Origin of the sequence: Coprococcus sp. AM100_B19A, assembly GCF_027662015.1 — a bacterium.
GTDB lineage: Bacteria > Bacillota > Clostridia > Lachnospirales > Lachnospiraceae > Allocoprococcus > Allocoprococcus comes.
Genome location: NZ_JAQDKN010000001.1, coordinates 166295 through 183630, shown reverse-complemented (window position 1 = coordinate 183630; position 17336 = coordinate 166295). Strand labels below are relative to the sequence as shown.

Below are 17336 nucleotides of genomic sequence, written 5' to 3'. Positions count from 1 at the left end.
AAATTCAGGAGAGAGATAAAATGGAAGAGTATTCATTGAGAAGTCAGGTTTTTCAGACCATCAGAGATGACATTCTGAAAGGTAAGTATGAAGAAAATGACGAACTCAGGGAAGCAACATTGGGGAAGGAACTTGGAGTTAGCCGTACACCGGTAAGAGAGGCACTTAGACAGCTGGAACTGGAGGGACTGGTGAACATCATCCCAAATAAAGGAGCTTATGTTACCGGTATTTCCGATAAGGATGTACATGATATTTATATGATTCGTTCCATGCTGGAAGGATTATGCGTCCGTTGGGCAACAGAACATATTACACAGGAGCAGCTGGAAGAACTAGATGAGATCATTCTTTTATCCGAGTATCATATGGATAAAGGACATTCCGATCAGCTGACAGAGCTGGATGGAAGATTCCATCAGATTCTGTATGAGGCATCACAGAGCAGGATTCTGGATCATGTGCTTTCAGATTTTCACAAATATGTACAGCTTGCAAGAAGGACTTCCGTTAAGACAGAAGAGCGTGCGATCAAGTCGATTGGTGAGCATAACGAGATCCTGAATGCCATCAAGGCGAAGGATGCGGAAAAAGCCGGCAATCTGGCAACGATCCATATTATGCATGTTATGGAGAACCTGCATATCGAAGAAAAATAGCCAAAAAGGAGACGAAGTTATGAGTAAAATTCAGATGACGACACCGATTGTTGAGATGGACGGAGATGAGATGACCAGAATTCTCTGGAAGATGATAAAAGATGATCTTCTTCTGCCGTATATCGATCTTAAGACAGATTATTATGATCTTGGATTGGAACACCGCAATGAGACAGATGACCAAGTTACAGTTGATTCGGCTAATGCAACAAAGAAGTACAAAGTAGCAGTCAAATGTGCGACCATTACACCGAATGCGGCAAGAGTAAAAGAATATGAACTCAAAGAGATGTGGAAGAGTCCGAACGGAACAATCCGTGCGATTCTGGATGGAACGGTATTTCGTGCTCCAATCGTGGTAAAAGGAATTGAACCATGTGTAAAGAACTGGAAGAAGCCGATCACGATTGCCCGTCATGCTTATGGGGATGTATATAAAGGAACCGAGATGAAGATTCCGGGACCTGGAAAGGCAGAGCTGGTCTACACGGCACCTGACGGAACAGAGACAAGAGAGCTGATCCATAATTTCGATGGAGCAGGTATTATCCAGGGAATGCACAATATCAATGCATCGATTGAAAGTTTTGCAAGAAGCTGTTTTAGTTATGCACTGGATACAAAGCAGGATCTTTGGTTTGCAACAAAAGATACCATTTCCAAAAAATATGACCATACTTTCAAAGATATCTTTCAGGAGATCTTTGATGCGGAGTATAAGAACCTTTTTGATGAAGCGGGAATTGAATATTTCTACACACTGATCGATGATGCGGTAGCCCGTGTAATGAAGTCAGAGGGTGGTTATATCTGGGCATGTAAGAATTATGACGGGGATGTGATGAGTGATATGGTTTCCTCAGCATTTGGTTCACTTGCCATGATGACATCTGTACTGGTATCACCGGAAGGCTTTTATGAATATGAAGCAGCACATGGAACAGTGCAGCGTCATTATTATAAACACCTGAAAGGGGAAGAGACTTCAACAAACTCTGTTGCAACAATTTTTGCATGGACAGGAGCTTTGCGCAAGAGAGGAGAACTGGATGGGAACCAGGAACTGATGGATTTTGCAGACCGTTTGGAAAAAGCAACGATTGATACGATTGAAGAGGGTTATATGACAAAGGATCTGGCAATGATCACAACTCTTCCGGAGGTACATGTACTGAACAGTGAAGGGTTTATTAAAGCGATTGCAGAAAGATTATAAAAAGAGCAGGGAATGCATGAAGGGCGTATCTCTGACAGGAAAATGGGAAGAACTGGCTTATTCAGCCAGTTCTTCCCATTTTTCATAGAGTTCTTCGAGTTCTGCTTCGTTTGCTGCTTTTTCTTTTGCCAGTTCCTGGCATTTAACAGAATTCGTATAGACTTCTTCCTGCATCATCAGTTCATCGATTTTGCCATTACGTGTTTCCAGAACACCGATACGTTCTTCTGTTTTCTTCAGGTCGTTCTGCCTTTTACGGAGACGTGCCTGTTCTTCTTTCTGTTCCTGCCAGCTTAGTTTGGATTCGGAAACCTGCGCCGGTGCATCTTCGGAAGCAGCTGTGGAAACAGCCGGGGTCAGAAGATCTTTTTTCTCCAGATAATAATCATAGTTGCCGATATAATTTACAAAGGTATTGCCGGTCAGTTCCAGAATACGGGTGGCAGTCTGGTTGATGAAATAACGGTCGTGGGATACATAAAGTATCGTACCGGTATAATCGTTCAGAGCCCGCTCAAGAATTTCCTTGGAAGTGATGTCCAGATGATTGGTCGGCTCATCGAGGATCAGAAAATTTGCATTGGAGAGCATCAGCTTTGCCAGAGATACACGTCCCCTTTCACCACCACTTAAATCACCGATCAGCTTGAAAACATCATCTCCGGTAAAAAGAAAAGCCGCAAGCATGTTCCGGATCTGTGTGTTGGTAAGTGTCGGATAATCATCGGAAATTTCTTCAAAGATCGTCTTATCCATATGAAGGACGTGGTGTTCCTGATCGTAGTAACCAATCTCCACATTGGCACCCAGTGTAAAGGAACCGCTGTCTGCCTGGATCACATTGTTCAGAATCTTGAGAAGCGTAGTTTTTCCGGTTCCGTTGTCGCCAATGATGGCTATATGTTCCCCGCGCTTGATCTCGAAACTGATATCGGTGAAAAGTGTCTGTGGCGGAAAGGCTTTGCTTAATCCTTTGACAGAAAGGACATCATTGCCACTGACACGGGAAGGCTCCAGCTTCAGATGGATGTCAGTGTTGATCTCCATCGGTTTGTCTACAAGTGTCATCTTGTCCAACATTTTTTCCCGACTTTCGGCACGCTTGATGGATTTCTCACGGTTAAATGAACGGAGCTTTTCGATCACGGCTTCTTGATGTTTGATCTCACGCTGCTGATTCAAGTATTCTTTTAATCTGGCTTCTCTGAGCTGTTCTTTTTTGACAGCAAAATCAGAATAATTACCCATATAAGTATGAAGCTGTCCCTGCTCGACTTCAATCACCTTTGTAACCACACGGTTCAGGAAATAGCGGTCGTGGGATACGATAAGAACAGCACCCGGATAATTCAGAAGATAGGTTTCCAGCCATGCGATGGAGTTCATATCCAGGTGGTTTGTTGGTTCATCCAGAAGCAGGACGTCAGGCTTGGTAAGAAGGAGTTTGCCAAGAGATACACGGGTCTTCTGACCACCGGATAAAGAATCTACGGGTTTAGTAAATTCTTCTTCTGTAAATCCGAGACCTTTTAGAACGCCGGTAAGCTCACTTTTATAGGCGTAACCGTCTGCGTGTTCAAATGCAGAAGTCAGTCTCTGATAAGTGGCAAGACGTGCTTCAAGAGCATCTCCGGAAAGAGACGGAAGCTCGATCTCGATTGTACGGATCTGCTTTTCCATCTCAATGACTTCGGCTTTTGCCGTGCGGACTTCTTCGTAAATGGTATTGCCGCTTTCCATCTCCTGATGCTGTGCAAGGTAGCCGAGAGTTTTGCCTTTGGTAAGAACAACCGTCCCTGCATCGGGAGAAAGCTGTCCTACGATCATCTTGAGGATCGTGGATTTGCCGGCTCCGTTAATACCTACAAGGGCAGCTTTTTCATGGTTCTCTATATGAAAGGATCCGTCTTTTACGATGACCTGATCCCCAAAACTTTTTGACAGATTATGACATGCCAGTATCATTTTTATATCCTCCTGTTAAAGTGGCAATTATGTTACTGCTCACAGTAACATAATTATAGCTGAAATACGACAAAAAACAACTATAAAATTTGACTTTTTCACTGGATTCTTATATAATTAAAAATAATGAGTCAAAAAATAGGAAGGTGGAAGTGAAAGTGGCATCAAGAGAAATATCTCAGGCAGTAATAAGGAGACTTCCGCGGTATTATCGTTATTTAGGGGAACTACTGGAGAGCGGAGTCGAACGGATATCATCCAATGAATTAAGTAAAAGAATGAAAGTAACTGCTTCACAGATCCGTCAGGATCTGAATAATTTTGGTGGATTTGGACAGCAGGGATATGGCTATAATGTAAAGTATCTTTATACAGAGATAGGTAAGATCCTTGGACTGAACGAGAAACATAAATTCGTTATCATTGGAGCAGGAAATCTTGGACAGGCACTGGCGAACTATGCAGCATTTGAAAATCGGGGATTTGTTTTAAAAGGGCTGTTTGACGTAAACCCAAGGCTTGCCGGATTGACGATCCGTGGAGTTGAGATCCGTATGATGGATGAATTGAAGGATTTTGTGAAAGAAAACGATATTGAGATCGGGGTTCTTACGATTCCGAAGACAAAAGCAGTAGAGGTTGCCAATCTCCTGGTAGATAATGGAGTTAAGGCTATCTGGAATTTTGCGCATACAGATCTGAATCTGCCGGATAATATTATTGTGGAGAATGTTCATTTGTCTGAAAGTCTGATGAGATTATCTTATAATATCACCAGATACAATGAAGAACATGAAGGAAAGTAGGCAAAGCAGACCAGAAGGCAGAGGTGCAGGAAAGTTTTTTCCTGCACCTTTTTGAAAATTAAATGTATGGGAGACCGGATATGAAAGAAATACTGACAGCAGATCAGATGAGAAGATCGGATCAGAGAATGATACAGAAGATGCAAGTCCCGTCCCTTGTCCTGATGGAACGGGCGGCACTTCAGTGTGTGGCTGCGATGAAAGCAGAAGACATAGATTTGTCGAAAGCATTGGTCGTGTGTGGAAGTGGCAATAACGGTGGTGACGGATTCGCAATTGCAAGGATGCTCGTAGAAGAAGGAAATCATCCAGATGTAGTATTGGTCGGAAATTATGACCATCGTAGTGAAGAAACAAAAATACAGATGAAAATTCTGGAAAATCTGGGAATATCTGTAGGAAACAGTTTGCCACAGAAAGAATATAGTGTTATTATAGATGCCGTATTCGGTATTGGCCTATCCCGTGAAATAAAAGGCAGATACGCAGAGGTGATTGATCAGATGAATCGGATGACTGCCTGTAAGGTGGCAGTCGACACTCCTTCAGGGATCCGTTCGGATGATGGAAAAGTGCTTGGAACGGCATTTAAAGCAGATCTTACAGTGACCTTTGCGTTTCAGAAGATGGGACAGATCCTATATCCGGGATGTGAGTATACAGGAAAGCTTGTTACAGCACCGATCGGAATTACCAGACCGGAGTTTTTTGCGGAAGAAGAAATCTGCATGGCACTTGAAAAATCCGATGTGCCGGCAATGCTGCCGCAAAGGAAACCGGATTCTAATAAAGGGACTTATGGAAAGGTTCTGATGATTACCGGAAGCAAAGGAATGTCCGGTGCAGCATATTTAAGTGCCAGGGCAGCATATCTTTTGGGAGCAGGTCTTGTCCGGATTTATACGGAGGAAAGTAACCGGGCAATCTTACAGGAACTTTTACCGGAGGCGGTAATGACGACCTATTCTCTGGATGAGACAGAATCATTTGAAGAACTTCCGGATTTGCTGGAATGGGCGGATGTGCTCTGTATTGGATGCGGACTCGGTATGGGACCGCATTCGGAGGAATTACTGAAAAAGGTGCTTGAGAATAATAAAACCCCGGCTGTTATTGATGCGGACGGACTGAACCTTCTGGCAAAGACCGGTGAGTGGGGGATCGAACAGATTCGGATGAATCCTTCCGGATATGTACTTACTCCACATATGAAAGAAATGTCCAGATTGACCGGATACAGCGTACAGGAATTAAAAGACAACAGAAGAGAGCTATTAAGGAAATATACAGAAAAAGTCCATGCTGTCTGTGTACTGAAAGACAGCAGGACACTTGTGAAAGCGCCAGAGGGAAGGCTTATGATCAATACCACCGGTAATGCGGCAATGGCAAAGGCCGGATCGGGAGATGTGCTTGCAGGAATGATCACCGGACTTATGGCACAGCATATGAGACCGGATGATGCCGCTGTGCTTGGCGTTTATCTGCATGGTCTGTGCGGAGATCATGCCAGAAAAGAACTTGGCTCTTACAGTGTGCTTGCGGGTGATCTCTTGAAAATGCTCGGCAGAACACTTAAGGAATTGGAGGATATGACAGAATGAAGAAATACAGCAGGCTGCGTGCGGTGATCGATCTGGATGCGGTGATGTATAACATGGAAATGATGCATGCAAATATAGAAAAAGGAACCAAGATGGTCGTGGTCATCAAGACAGATGGTTATGGTCATGGAGCGGTGCCGATTTCAAGAATGCTGGAAGATGTGGACTATGTCTGGGGCTATGCGGTCGCAACTCTGGATGAAGGTGTTGTACTCAGAAAAGCCGGCATTCAGAAGCCGATTCTTTGCCTGGGATGTATTTTCCCGGACCAGCTGGAAGAGATGATCCGTCATGAGATCCGCATGACAACTTACAGCTATGAGCTTGCGAAGCTTGCGGATGAGACCGCATATCGTATGGGGAAGAAGGCATATCTGCACATTAAGATCGATACTGGAATGTCAAGACTTGGTTTTCCGGTAGCGAAAGAAAGTGTAGAGGAGATCCTTAAGATCGGCAGGCTTGTTTATACGGATTGCGAAGGAATGTTTACCCATTTTTCAAAGGCAGATGAGGCGGATAAGACCACGACACTGGAACAGATCCGTGCTTTTCTGTGGATGAAAGAACATCTTGCAGCAGAAGGTATGGAATTTACTTATTATCATTGTGCAAACAGTGCAAGTATCATTGATATGCCAAAGCTTGGAATGAATCTGGAGAGAGCCGGGATTTCTACCTATGGACTGTATCCGTCAGATGAAGTCAATAAGGAGGCAGTTCCGCTCCGGCCGGCAATGGAGCTGATCGCGCACGTGACTTATGTGAAATGGATTGAAAAGGGTACGGAAGTCAGCTACGGAGGCACCTTTGTTGCCCCGAAAAGGATGCAGATCGCCACAATCCCGACGGGATATGGAGACGGATACCCACGAAGTCTTTCCAACAAAGGATATGTTCTGATCCATGGTCAGAAGGCACCGATCCTTGGCAGAGTCTGTATGGATCAGTTTATGGTAGATGTGACCGGAATTCCGGATGTGAAATTTGGTGACAGGGCAACACTGGTCGGCCACGATGGGGATGCTTATCTTTCAATAGATGAGCTTGCCGGTCTGAGCGGCAGATTTAACTATGAATTTATCTGTGATATCAATAAACGTGTTCCGAGGGAATATCTGCGTGACGGAAAAGTTGTAGAGCAGGTCGATTATTTCTAAAATGCGGGAATGCACTTCGAAAGAGATATGAATACAGCAGGAGAAAGCTGGCAATAATGAAAGTATCTTGATAAGCGGAGTGTGAAAGAAGTGCAGATCAGGCGTGGAGATATTTATTATGCGGATTTAAGTCCGGTAGTCGGTTCGGAGCAGGGCGGTGTGCGTCCGGTTCTTGTCATCCAGAATGATGTCGGGAACCGGCACAGTCCGACCGTTATCTGTGCCGCGATCACTTCAAGGATGAATAAAGCGAAGCTGCCGACACATGTGGAAATCGATGCAAAAAGGTACAGAATCGTCAAGGATTCTGTTGTCCTTCTGGAGCAGATTCGGACTATCGATAAACAGAGACTGAAGGATTACGTGTGCCGGGTAGACAAAGAGCTTATGAGAAAAGTCGATGAAGCGCTGTGCGTCAGCCTGATGCTTCATACATAAAAGAGGAGAAGTATGGAAAGCAATGGAAACGGAAGGTAATTTACTTCAGAAAATGAAAAATGTATTTTCTGACAATGAAGATAAAGAGAAAATTGCAGAAGAAATCATTGAAAAAGTACTGGAAGGCTATGAAAAAGGTGTTCTGACAAGACGTGAGATGAAGATGATCACCAACATTTTTGAATATATGGATTCGGATGCAAAAGATATCATGACGCACCGGAAAAATATCGTAGCACTGGATGGAGAGGAATCTCTGGAAAAAGCACTTACCTTTATGCTGGAGGAGAACAAATCCAGATTCCCGGTTTATGAAGAAGATATTGACAACATTGTGGGGATTCTTCATATCCGGGATGCGATGCAGAGCTACCTGGACGGTCCGGCAAGGAAAAAACCGGTGCATGATCTGAAGGATGCCATCCGTCCGGCAGGATTTATCCCGGAAACAAAGGCGATTGACAAACTGTTTCAACAGATGCAGCAGGACAAGAGCCATATGGTGATCGTGCTGGATGAGTATGGACAGACATCAGGGATCGTTACGATGGAAGATATTGTAGAAGAAATCGTTGGAAATATCCAGGATGAGTATGATGAGGAAGAAGAGCTGATCATCAAACAGGCAGATGGTACATATATCGTGGATGGTATGACACAGCTGGAGGATCTGGAAGAGCTTCTGGGAATCAGTTTCAACGAAGAAGATTACGATACGATCAATGGTTATCTGATCGACTGCCTGGACAGAATTCCTTCGGAAGATGAAGAATGTCAGGTGGAATTCGGAGGCTATCTGTTCCATGTATTGTCAGTTGATAATAATACAATACGCAAAGTCCTTGTCAGTAGGACAAAAAAGTGATAAAATAGTACAATTGAGAATAGTAAAAATACTGAAGAGAGGTAAAAAGTAATGTCAGGACATTCAAAATTTGCGAATATCAAGCATAAAAAAGAAAAAAACGACGCAGCAAAAGGAAAAGTATTCACGAAGATCGGTCGTGAAATCGCTGTAGCAGTCAAAGAAGGAGGCGGAGCTGATCCGGCTAACAACAGCAGACTCCGTGATGCGATTGCAAAGGCAAAAGCAAATAATATGCCAAATGACAATATTGACAGAAGTATCAAAAAAGCAGCCGGAGACGGAGATGCTAACAACTACGAACACATCGTATACGAAGGATACGGACCGAACGGAACTGCAATCATCGTTGATGCACTTACTGATAACCGTAACCGTACTGCTTCTAATGTAAGAAGCGCTTTCACAAAGGGAAAAGGAAATATCGGAACCAGTGGATGTGTTTCTTTCATGTTTGATCAGAAAGGACAGATCATTGTCGATAAAGAAGAATGTGAACTGGATGCAGATGATCTGATGATGCAGGCACTGGATGCAGGAGCAGAAGATTTTTCGGAAGAAGAGGACAGCTTTGAAATTCTTACAGATCCGAATGATTTCAGTGAGGTTCGTCTTGCTCTGGAAGAAGCGGGTATTCCGATGGCAAGCGCAGAAGTTACAATGATTCCACAGACATGGGTAACTTTGGACAACGAAGAAGATATCAAGAACATTCAGAAGACGCTTGATCTTCTTGAAGATGATGATGATGTACAGGAAGTATATCATAACTGGGAAGAAGCATAGGATCGATTCCGGGAGGAACCTGAATGAATCAGAGTATACAGAATGGACTGAATGACCTGTTTGACCAGATTATTCCGATTTCCAGAGATTTCAATAAAAAGACTTATGCGGATTCGTTTAAAAATGCATACGAGAAGTATAAGCCGCTTTTTGCTGAGATTGCACAGGAATGCGAGAATTCGGAAGACAGACAGGAAGAGATTGAAGAGATTGCTGCTGTTCTGCCGGATAGAATGCGGGAAGTACTGGATCAGGAAAGTTCAAAAAGAAAAAAAGAAAATGTACTTATGAAATATAATCTGGGCATGGTTACATATGTGATCCCGATGTTCCGTTATGGCAGAATGGATGCTTGTGAAGAGATTGTAGACTGCATGATTGAACGCTGGAATGATCATGATCTGGAACTAAAGATCAGTAAATCGGAATTCGAGCAGATCCAGGGAGGCTTCAAATCACGTCTCTGCTATATTACTACAGCCGTATGTGCAAGTCTTGGCAAACCGGATGACTGTTACGAACTGAATCTGATGAGAAGATACAGAGATGAATATCTGGTGAATCAGAAAGGCGGCGAAGAAATTGTTGCCGAGTATTACGATATTGCTCCAACAATCGTAAACCGGATCAACCGGATGGAAAATTCAGAAGATGTATATGCAGATATCTGGAGCCGTTATCTTCACCCATGTGTTTCCATGATCGAATCCGATAATCTGGAGGCATGCCGCAAGATTTATACGGATATGGTATATAGCCTGCGCAGGAAATATTTATTTTCATAATGTTTAAATCAAAGAGAATGTGCCGAGTCGCATTCTCTTTTGCATATACAGTGAATCAGGTACAGATTTGTGTCAGTACAAGAATCTGCGATTCATTTCTGTGGCGAAAATCCTGCATATTTTCATAAGCATTGTCCATACTAAGCTAAAAAGAACGGAGGAATGCGGCAATGAAAATACAGGAAGAAACGGATGTAAAAGAATACCAGATACGCAAGAAAAAGAGCAGGGAACAGACTGTAGAAAATATGAAAAATAAAGAAAAGGCAGTCAGAGAGACGGAGCCGGAAACCACAAAGGAAGAAGATGAACATGTTAAAGAAATGGGAATGCTTTCGCTTGACCGACGTCGGAATCATCAGATCGAGCTACTCACGATCATCGGCGAAGTAGAAGGGCATGAGACGGTTTCCGGCAGTACAAAGGCAACCAAGTATGAGCACCTGCTTCCAAAGCTGGCACAGATTGAGAACAGTGTTCAGACTGATGGTGTGCTGATTCTCTTAAATACACTGGGCGGAGATGTGGAGGCGGGACTTGCGATTGCGGAAATGATCGCGTCTTTAAGTAAACCGACAGTATCTCTGGTACTTGGAGGGTGTCATTCTATCGGTGGCCCTCTTGCCGTGTCGGCAGATTATTCTTTTATTGTTCCAAGTGGGACGATGATCATTCACCCGGTGCGGACAAGCGGAATGTTCATCGGTGTGGCACAAAGCCTGCGGAATATTGAAAAGACGCAGGACCGGATCACCGGATTCCTTGCAGAGCATTCCGGAATGTCACAGGAGCGGATTGAAGAACTGATGCTGGATTCCACACAGCTTGTCAAAGATGTGGGGACAATGCTGGAAGGAAAACGTGCAGTGGAGGAAGGACTCATTGACGAAGTTGGCGGAATAAGAGATGCATTAAATAAATTGCATGAAATGATTGATGAAAAAATGGAAAATACTGATAAAAATTATGAGATGACATAAGGCGAAGAGGATGCTATAATAAAATAGTATGTACAAGTATACACTTTTGATGACTGATTCCGGATACTATATCTGGGGAGAGAGGAGAAGGAATCGGTCATTTGATTACAAGATAAAGAGTATAAATACAAGGGGGAAGTTTGATGGCTTCAAAGACAACCGGAACAAAGAAAAATGCAAAGCAGAGCACGGCGAAAAAGCGGCAGCCTACGAAGAAGACAAGTGCAAAGTCTGCAAAATCTGCGAAGACAACCAGAAAGAATACCACATCAAAAGCTGTGCCGCAGGAAGAATCATTTCTTGCAACGGAGATTCTGATCTGGGTGACACTTGCGGTAGGGATTCTGCTCACAATCAGCAATTTCGGACTTGCAGGTGCATTTGGAAGAAAGATTGCAGCACTGCAGCAGGGAATGATGGGTTGGATGGCGTATGTATTTCCACTGCTTTTATTTTGTGGAGTCGCGTTTGTGGTTTCCAATAAAGGAAACAGGATCGCATATATTAAGACTGTTGCAGGCGTTGTATTACTGGTTCAGTGCTGTGTGCTCTTTGAACTGATCGATGAAAAAGGCGGATCTGTCGGAAAGGCAATTGCGGTCAGACTGGTGCCGGCAATCGGTAAAGTTGGTACATATGTTGTCGTGATCATTTTAATGGTGATCTGTGTAGTCCTTATCACAGAAAAGTCTATTCTAAAAGGAATGAAGATCGGCGGGGAAAAAGCGTATGACCGTGCCAGAGAGGACATGCAGAAGCGTAAAGAAGAGGCTGAGGAACGCAGGGCAAGACGGGAAGCTATGCGTGTTGATTATCAGGTAAGCGGCGTTTCCTTTAATTCGACAGTTGGAGGAAAAGAGAACGAGGCAGAAAAAGCAGAAGAAAAAGCCGGAAAAGAAGCAAAGGAAAGCACAGAAAAGAAAGCTACCAGACGCAGCCGGAAGGATATGAGCAGCGTGCTTGCCGGTGCAGAAGAAGCGGCTGCAAAGCACATTATGGAACAGACTGGGAAAATTGCACTGGATGATGTAGTGATCAATCGTGCGATGCCCCTTTCCGCTACAGAGCTGATCCCGGATCCGGAACCGGTTCCCCTTGAGCCGGTGAAAGAAAAACTCCCGAAGTTCTTAAAAGGAGCGATGCAGGAAGCAGAAAAAAAGACGGAATCCGGTAAAGATATACAGACAGATGTGGCTGAAGAAAATTTATCAGCGGTGCAGACAGAAGACGGAATAAAAAGACAGGTCTCCGGAAATTCAAAAGTTAAGGCAGATATCCCAAAAGAGGTGGCTGCTGTTGCAGATACGATTGCAAAAAGTGAGAAACCGGTCAGGGAATACCGCTTTCCACCTCTTAGTCTGTTGAAGCATGGAAGTAAAACCTCCGGAGATTCGGATGCGCATCTGCGGGAGACAGCAGCAAAGCTCCAGAAGACACTTCAAACCTTCGGTGTGAATGTTACAATCACTAATATCAGCTGCGGACCTTCTGTTACACGCTATGAGTTACAGCCTGAGATGGGGGTGAAAGTCAGCAAGATCGTAGGACTTGCGGATGACATCAAGCTGAACCTGGCGGCGGCTGATATCCGTATTGAGGCACCGATCCCGGGAAAAGCAGCGGTCGGTATTGAAGTTCCGAATAAGGAAAATACTGCAGTTATGCTGCGTGATCTTCTGGAATCAGATGAATTTAAGAAAAGTAGATCACGGATCGCATTTGCGACAGGTCGTGACATTTCAGGTAAAGTGGTGGTATCAGATATCGCAAAGATGCCGCATCTGCTTGTCGCAGGAGCTACCGGATCCGGTAAATCTGTCTGTATCAATACAATCATTATGAGTATTATCTACAAAGCAAAACCGGAGGATGTGAAGCTGATCATGGTAGATCCAAAGGTGGTGGAATTAAGTGTATATAATGGAATTCCACATCTGATGATCCCGGTTGTAACGGATCCGAAGAAGGCAGCAGGAGCTTTGAACTGGGCGGTTGCAGAAATGAACAGACGTTATCAGCTTTTTGCCGAGTATAATGTCCGTGATCTGAAAGGTTACAATGATAAAGTCGAGAACATTAAAGATATTGATGATCCGAATAAAGCACAGAAACTTCCACAGATTGTAATCATCGTAGACGAACTTGCAGACCTGATGATGGTTGCACCTGGAGAAGTGGAAGAGGCGATCTGCCGTCTGGCACAGCTTGCGCGTGCGGCAGGACTTCATCTGGTTCTTGCAACGCAGAGACCATCGGTTAATGTCATTACCGGTCTGATTAAGGCGAATATGCCATCAAGAATAGCATTTTCTGTATCATCCGGTGTGGATTCCCGTACCATCATTGATATGAATGGCGCGGAGAAGCTGCTGGGAAAAGGCGATATGTTGTTCTATCCGGCTGGCTATCAGAAGCCGGTACGTGTTCAGGGGGCTTTTGTTTCTGATAAAGAAGTCCAGGCAGTGGTTGATTTCCTGAAAGAGAACAGCGGAGGCGCAGCCTACAGTGAAGAAATCCAGAAGCAGGTGAATAGTAATCAGAATGTATCTGCGGGAGGAGCATCTTCCGAGGACGACAAAGATGTCTACTTTGTAGATGCAGGAAAGTTTATTATTGAAAAAGACAAAGCATCGATCGGAATGCTCCAACGGGTGTTTAAGATCGGGTTTAACCGTGCGGCGCGGATTATGGATCAGCTTGCCGAGGCGGGAGTCGTAGGAGAAGAAGAAGGTACCAAACCAAGAAAAGTACTGATGTCTATGGAACAGTTTGAGCAATACATAGAAGAATCAGTTTAAGAAACGCAGAAGAAAAAAGGGAGGATATAATTATGAAAACAGACATTCAGATCGCACAGGAGGCAGAGATGCTCCATATTCGCGAGGTTGCAGCAAAGGTTGGAATTGAAGAGGAAGACCTTGAGTTTTACGGCAAGTATAAGGCAAAATTATCGGATGAACTGATGGAAAGAGTAAAAGACAGACCAGATGGAAAGCTGGTACTTGTTACTGCAATCAATCCGACTCCGGCGGGAGAGGGGAAGACGACGATTACCGTTGGACTTGGAGAGGCAATGGCAAAACTCGGCAAAAAAGCTCTGATCGCTCTGCGCGAGCCATCGCTCGGACCTTGCTTTGGAATTAAAGGCGGTGCTGCCGGTGGCGGTTATGCACAGGTTGTACCGATGGAAGATCTGAATCTTCATTTTACCGGAGATTTTCATGCGATCACATCGGCAAATAACCTGCTTGCAGCTCTTCTTGACAACCATATCCAGCAGGGAAATGCTCTTGGAATCGATCCGAGACAGGTTGTGTGGAAACGGTGTGTAGATATGAATGACCGTGTACTGCGTAATGTAGTAGTTGGGCTTGGAAATAAAATGGACGGAATGGTAAGAGAGGATCATTTTGTGATTACGGTTGCGTCCGAAATTATGGCAATTTTATGTCTGGCAGACGATCTGGAAGATCTGAAAAAACGTCTTGGCAGAATCATTGTTGCCTATACATTTTCCGGAGAACCGGTTACAGCTGACCAGCTTCATGCAACCGGTGCAATGACAGCACTGTTAAAGGATGCGATCAAGCCGAATATTATCCAGACTCTGGAACATACACCGGCGCTGGTACACGGTGGTCCGTTCGCAAATATTGCACATGGCTGCAACAGTGTACGTGCAACCAAGATGGCACTTAAGCTGAGTGATATCACGATCACAGAAGCGGGATTCGGTGCGGATCTGGGTGCAGAGAAGTTTATGGATATCAAGTGCCGTATGGCGGGACTGAGACCGGACGCTGTAGTTCTGGTTGCAACGGTACGTGCATTAAAATACAATGGTGGCGTGCCAAAAGACGAACTGAACGAAGAAAATCTGGATGCTCTTGCAAAAGGAATTGTAAATCTTGAAAAGCATATTGAGAACCTGCAGAAATTCAGCGTTCCGGTTGTGGTTACCTTGAATTCATTTGTCAGTGATACTGAAGCAGAATACGAATTTATCCGTAAGTTCTGCGAAGACAGAGGCTGCGAATTTGCCCTTGCAGAAGTATGGGGCAAAGGCGGAGACGGCGGAAAAGAGCTGGCAGAGAAAGTATTACAGACTCTGGAGACAAAAGAAAGCCATTATCATCCGATTTACAGTGATGAGTTATCAATTGCAGAGAAGATCGAGACAATCTGCAAAGAGATTTACGGAGCAAAGAGTGTTGTATATGAACCTGCTGCAAAGAAACAGCTTGCACGAATTGAATCAATGGGCTTTGGCAAGTTCCCGGTATGTATGGCAAAGAACCAGTATTCTTTGTCCGATGATGCGAAGCTTCTTGGACGTCCGGAGAACTTTGATATCCATATCCGTGAAGTCTATGTAAATGCAGGAGCAGGATTTGTTGTTGCCCTTACCGGAGCAATCATGACCATGCCGGGTCTTCCAAAAGTACCTGCAGCAAATGGAATTGATGTAGAAGACGGTAAAATTACCGGATTGTTCTAAAAGAAGTATGATACCAGAAGGAGACGAAAGACAATGAAATGTATGCACTGTGGAGCAGATTTGCCTGAAGATCAGTTGATCTGTCCTAGCTGCGGCAGGGAAATACAGATCGTGCCTGATTATAACCCACTTGATGATATGCTGACTGCTCAGTTAAAAGGAGGCATTACACAGACAATGTCGCTTCATCTGGGTGAGCAGGAAAAGCAAGATGTCAGCTATTCTGGTGCGGCAAATCCGGTATATGAAAGACGGGAAAGTGTTGGAGGAGAGACCAGGTGTGTGGGAAATTCGGGAAGTGTTGGTCGTCGCCAGCAGGAAACTGTGACCAGGCGTGGAAGAGATGCGGTGGTCAGACGCAGTGATGTCAGACCGGCTACCGGACGTGTGGGTCAAAGAGAAGATGCGCGGGAACAGACGAGAAGAGCGTATGAAGAAGAACGCAGATTGCGGCGTATGCGGGCAGAAAAGAGAAAAGAGCGCGCCAGAAAAAAACGCCGGAAAATGCTGCTTATGCTATTGGCGGGGTGTATTGTTCTGGCAGGACTCATTTTCTTGTTTTATCAAAATTCATATACCGGAAAAGTAAAGAAAGGATACCGGCTTCTGGCAGCTTCCGAATATGAGAACGCACTCACTGTATTTGAAAAAGCAGCTTCTGGAAGTCCGAAGAAAGCAGAAGCTTATACAGGGATTTCAAAGGTTTATATTGCCAAGGATGATCTGGATCAGGCAGAAGAAGTTTTTACAGACGAGATTGCAAAGCAGTCCGGAAATGCAGAAATTTATCGTGCAGCGGTAGAATTTTATATTGATACCAAACAGGAAGAAAAGGTATCACCGCTTCTGAATGCATGTACCAGTGATACGGTTCTTGAAGCACTGAAGGATTATGTGTCAGGTGAACCGGAGTTTAGTCTGGATGAGACAGAGACATATGATGAAGTGCAGGCACTGGAACTGACCGGAAAAGGAAAAGCGATCTACTATACGACAGACGGTTCAGAGCCGACAACTTCAAGTACGAAATATACGGAACCGATCAAGATCGGTGAAGGTGAGACAACGGTGAAAGCAATTTCTGTTAATAAGAAAGGAATTCCAAGCCTGACAGAAAGTAAAACTTATAAAGTTGAGTTCCCGATTGCAGATGCGCCGGCGGTGACTCCATCGACCGGGCAGTATAACCATGTCCAATCAATCAGTGTAGTTGTACCGGATAAGTATACGGCATATTACACGACGGATGGATCAGATCCGGATCCGGAGAATAATTCTGCGACGCAGGAGTATACCGGGCCGATCGTAATGCCGGCGGGAAGTACGATTTTCAGCTTTGTTCTGCAGGATCAAAAAGGCAGATTAAGTGATGTCACAAGAAGAAATTATGAACTGAATATAGAGTAAAACCCGATTTTAAGAAGAGAGTATGCCGAGTCGTCTGCTTGTCAGAGCAGACTGGTAAAGCGTACTCTTTTTCGATTACTTTCATTTGTGGATAACTTGCGTAAATATGTGAAATATATCACAAATCAAATATTTTATGAATAGAGTGGGGGTAATATGGCTTATTA

Annotated in this window: 14 protein-coding genes; 13 read left to right on the top strand and 1 reads right to left on the bottom strand. The window is 44.2% G+C overall.

What is annotated here, in order from left to right; translation table 11 throughout:
* Window positions 1-20: 20 nt before the first annotated feature.
* Complete coding sequence (locus PGQ33_RS00910; protein ID WP_055248874.1) at window positions 21-659, top strand: GntR family transcriptional regulator; 639 nt, start codon at window positions 21-23, stop codon at window positions 657-659.
* A 19-nt stretch (window positions 660-678) separates the two neighbouring features.
* The gene (locus tag PGQ33_RS00905; RefSeq protein WP_022219885.1) at window positions 679-1875 is read left to right on the top strand and encodes an NADP-dependent isocitrate dehydrogenase; all 1197 of its coding nucleotides are present in this window, start codon (window positions 679-681) and stop codon (window positions 1873-1875) included.
* Window positions 1876-1932: 57 nt separating this feature from the next.
* Here PGQ33_RS00905 and abc-f read toward each other — a convergent pair whose 3' ends face one another.
* Window positions 1933-3840 carry a ribosomal protection-like ABC-F family protein gene (gene abc-f, locus PGQ33_RS00900; protein WP_270205072.1) on the bottom strand — a complete coding sequence of 636 codons (1908 nt, stop codon included), beginning with the start codon at window positions 3838-3840 and terminating at the stop codon, window positions 1933-1935.
* Window positions 3841-3998: 158 nt separating this feature from the next.
* Here abc-f and PGQ33_RS00895 point away from each other — a divergent pair, with 158 nt between their 5' ends.
* The 11 genes from PGQ33_RS00895 (at window position 3999) to PGQ33_RS00845 (ending at window position 17169) form a co-directional block, all read left to right on the top strand.
* Window positions 3999-4646: a redox-sensing transcriptional repressor Rex gene (locus PGQ33_RS00895; protein WP_022219887.1), complete on the top strand. Its 648-nt coding sequence runs from the start codon at window positions 3999-4001 to the stop codon at window positions 4644-4646.
* An 80-nt stretch (window positions 4647-4726) separates the two neighbouring features.
* Window positions 4727-6250: an NAD(P)H-hydrate dehydratase gene (locus PGQ33_RS00890; protein WP_270205071.1), complete on the top strand. Its 1524-nt coding sequence runs from the start codon at window positions 4727-4729 to the stop codon at window positions 6248-6250.
* Entirely contained in the window at window positions 6247-7410 is a 1164-nt protein-coding gene (gene alr, locus PGQ33_RS00885) for an alanine racemase (RefSeq protein WP_195250006.1), read from the top strand. The genes PGQ33_RS00890 and alr overlap by 4 nt, the downstream gene beginning before the upstream one ends.
* A 90-nt stretch (window positions 7411-7500) precedes the next feature.
* Window positions 7501-7848, top strand: a complete 348-nt coding sequence (locus tag PGQ33_RS00880; protein ID WP_022219890.1) for a type II toxin-antitoxin system PemK/MazF family toxin — start codon at window positions 7501-7503, stop codon at window positions 7846-7848.
* Window positions 7849-7870: 22 nt separating this feature from the next.
* On the top strand, window positions 7871-8713 hold the full coding sequence (locus PGQ33_RS00875) for a hemolysin family protein (protein ID WP_022219891.1): 843 nt from the start codon (window positions 7871-7873) through the stop codon (window positions 8711-8713).
* 51 nt (window positions 8714-8764) lie between these two features.
* The gene (locus tag PGQ33_RS00870; protein ID WP_022219892.1) at window positions 8765-9499 is read left to right on the top strand and encodes a YebC/PmpR family DNA-binding transcriptional regulator; all 735 of its coding nucleotides are present in this window, start codon (window positions 8765-8767) and stop codon (window positions 9497-9499) included.
* Between the two features lie 23 nt (window positions 9500-9522).
* Window positions 9523-10284 carry a CFI-box-CTERM domain-containing protein gene (locus PGQ33_RS00865; RefSeq protein ID WP_117556718.1) on the top strand — a complete coding sequence of 254 codons (762 nt, stop codon included), beginning with the start codon at window positions 9523-9525 and terminating at the stop codon, window positions 10282-10284.
* Window positions 10285-10532: 248 nt separating this feature from the next.
* Window positions 10533-11264 (top strand): ClpP family protease, encoded by a 732-nt coding sequence (locus tag PGQ33_RS00860; protein WP_118217821.1) that lies wholly within the window; start codon window positions 10533-10535, stop codon window positions 11262-11264.
* Between the two features lie 143 nt (window positions 11265-11407).
* Window positions 11408-14062 carry an FtsK/SpoIIIE family DNA translocase gene (locus PGQ33_RS00855; protein ID WP_055260518.1) on the top strand — a complete coding sequence of 885 codons (2655 nt, stop codon included), beginning with the start codon at window positions 11408-11410 and terminating at the stop codon, window positions 14060-14062.
* Window positions 14063-14094: 32 nt separating this feature from the next.
* Window positions 14095-15762, top strand: a complete 1668-nt coding sequence (locus PGQ33_RS00850; protein ID WP_270205070.1) for a formate--tetrahydrofolate ligase — start codon at window positions 14095-14097, stop codon at window positions 15760-15762.
* Window positions 15763-15795: 33 nt separating this feature from the next.
* Window positions 15796-17169, top strand: coding sequence for a chitobiase/beta-hexosaminidase C-terminal domain-containing protein (locus PGQ33_RS00845; protein WP_270205069.1), 1374 nt, complete (start codon window positions 15796-15798; stop codon window positions 17167-17169).
* Window positions 17170-17336: the final 167 nt, after the last annotated feature.

Coding starts and splice junctions, on each gene's coding strand:
- PGQ33_RS00890 (WP_270205071.1), top strand. CDS start 4,727: ATGAAAGAAATACTGACAGCAGATCAGATGAGAAGATCGGATCAGAGA.
- PGQ33_RS00860 (WP_118217821.1), top strand. CDS start 10,533: ATGAAAAATAAAGAAAAGGCAGTCAGAGAGACGGAGCCGGAAACCACA.
- PGQ33_RS00905 (WP_022219885.1), top strand. CDS start 679: ATGAGTAAAATTCAGATGACGACACCGATTGTTGAGATGGACGGAGAT.
- PGQ33_RS00865 (WP_117556718.1), top strand. CDS start 9,523: ATGAATCAGAGTATACAGAATGGACTGAATGACCTGTTTGACCAGATT.
- PGQ33_RS00875 (WP_022219891.1), top strand. CDS start 7,871: ATGGAAACGGAAGGTAATTTACTTCAGAAAATGAAAAATGTATTTTCT.
- PGQ33_RS00855 (WP_055260518.1), top strand. CDS start 11,408: ATGGCTTCAAAGACAACCGGAACAAAGAAAAATGCAAAGCAGAGCACG.
- alr (WP_195250006.1), top strand. CDS start 6,247: ATGAAGAAATACAGCAGGCTGCGTGCGGTGATCGATCTGGATGCGGTG.
- PGQ33_RS00850 (WP_270205070.1), top strand. CDS start 14,095: ATGAAAACAGACATTCAGATCGCACAGGAGGCAGAGATGCTCCATATT.
- PGQ33_RS00870 (WP_022219892.1), top strand. CDS start 8,765: ATGTCAGGACATTCAAAATTTGCGAATATCAAGCATAAAAAAGAAAAA.
- PGQ33_RS00845 (WP_270205069.1), top strand. CDS start 15,796: ATGAAATGTATGCACTGTGGAGCAGATTTGCCTGAAGATCAGTTGATC.
- PGQ33_RS00910 (WP_055248874.1), top strand. CDS start 21: ATGGAAGAGTATTCATTGAGAAGTCAGGTTTTTCAGACCATCAGAGAT.
- abc-f (WP_270205072.1), bottom strand. CDS start 3,840: ATGATACTGGCATGTCATAATCTGTCAAAAAGTTTTGGGGATCAGGTC.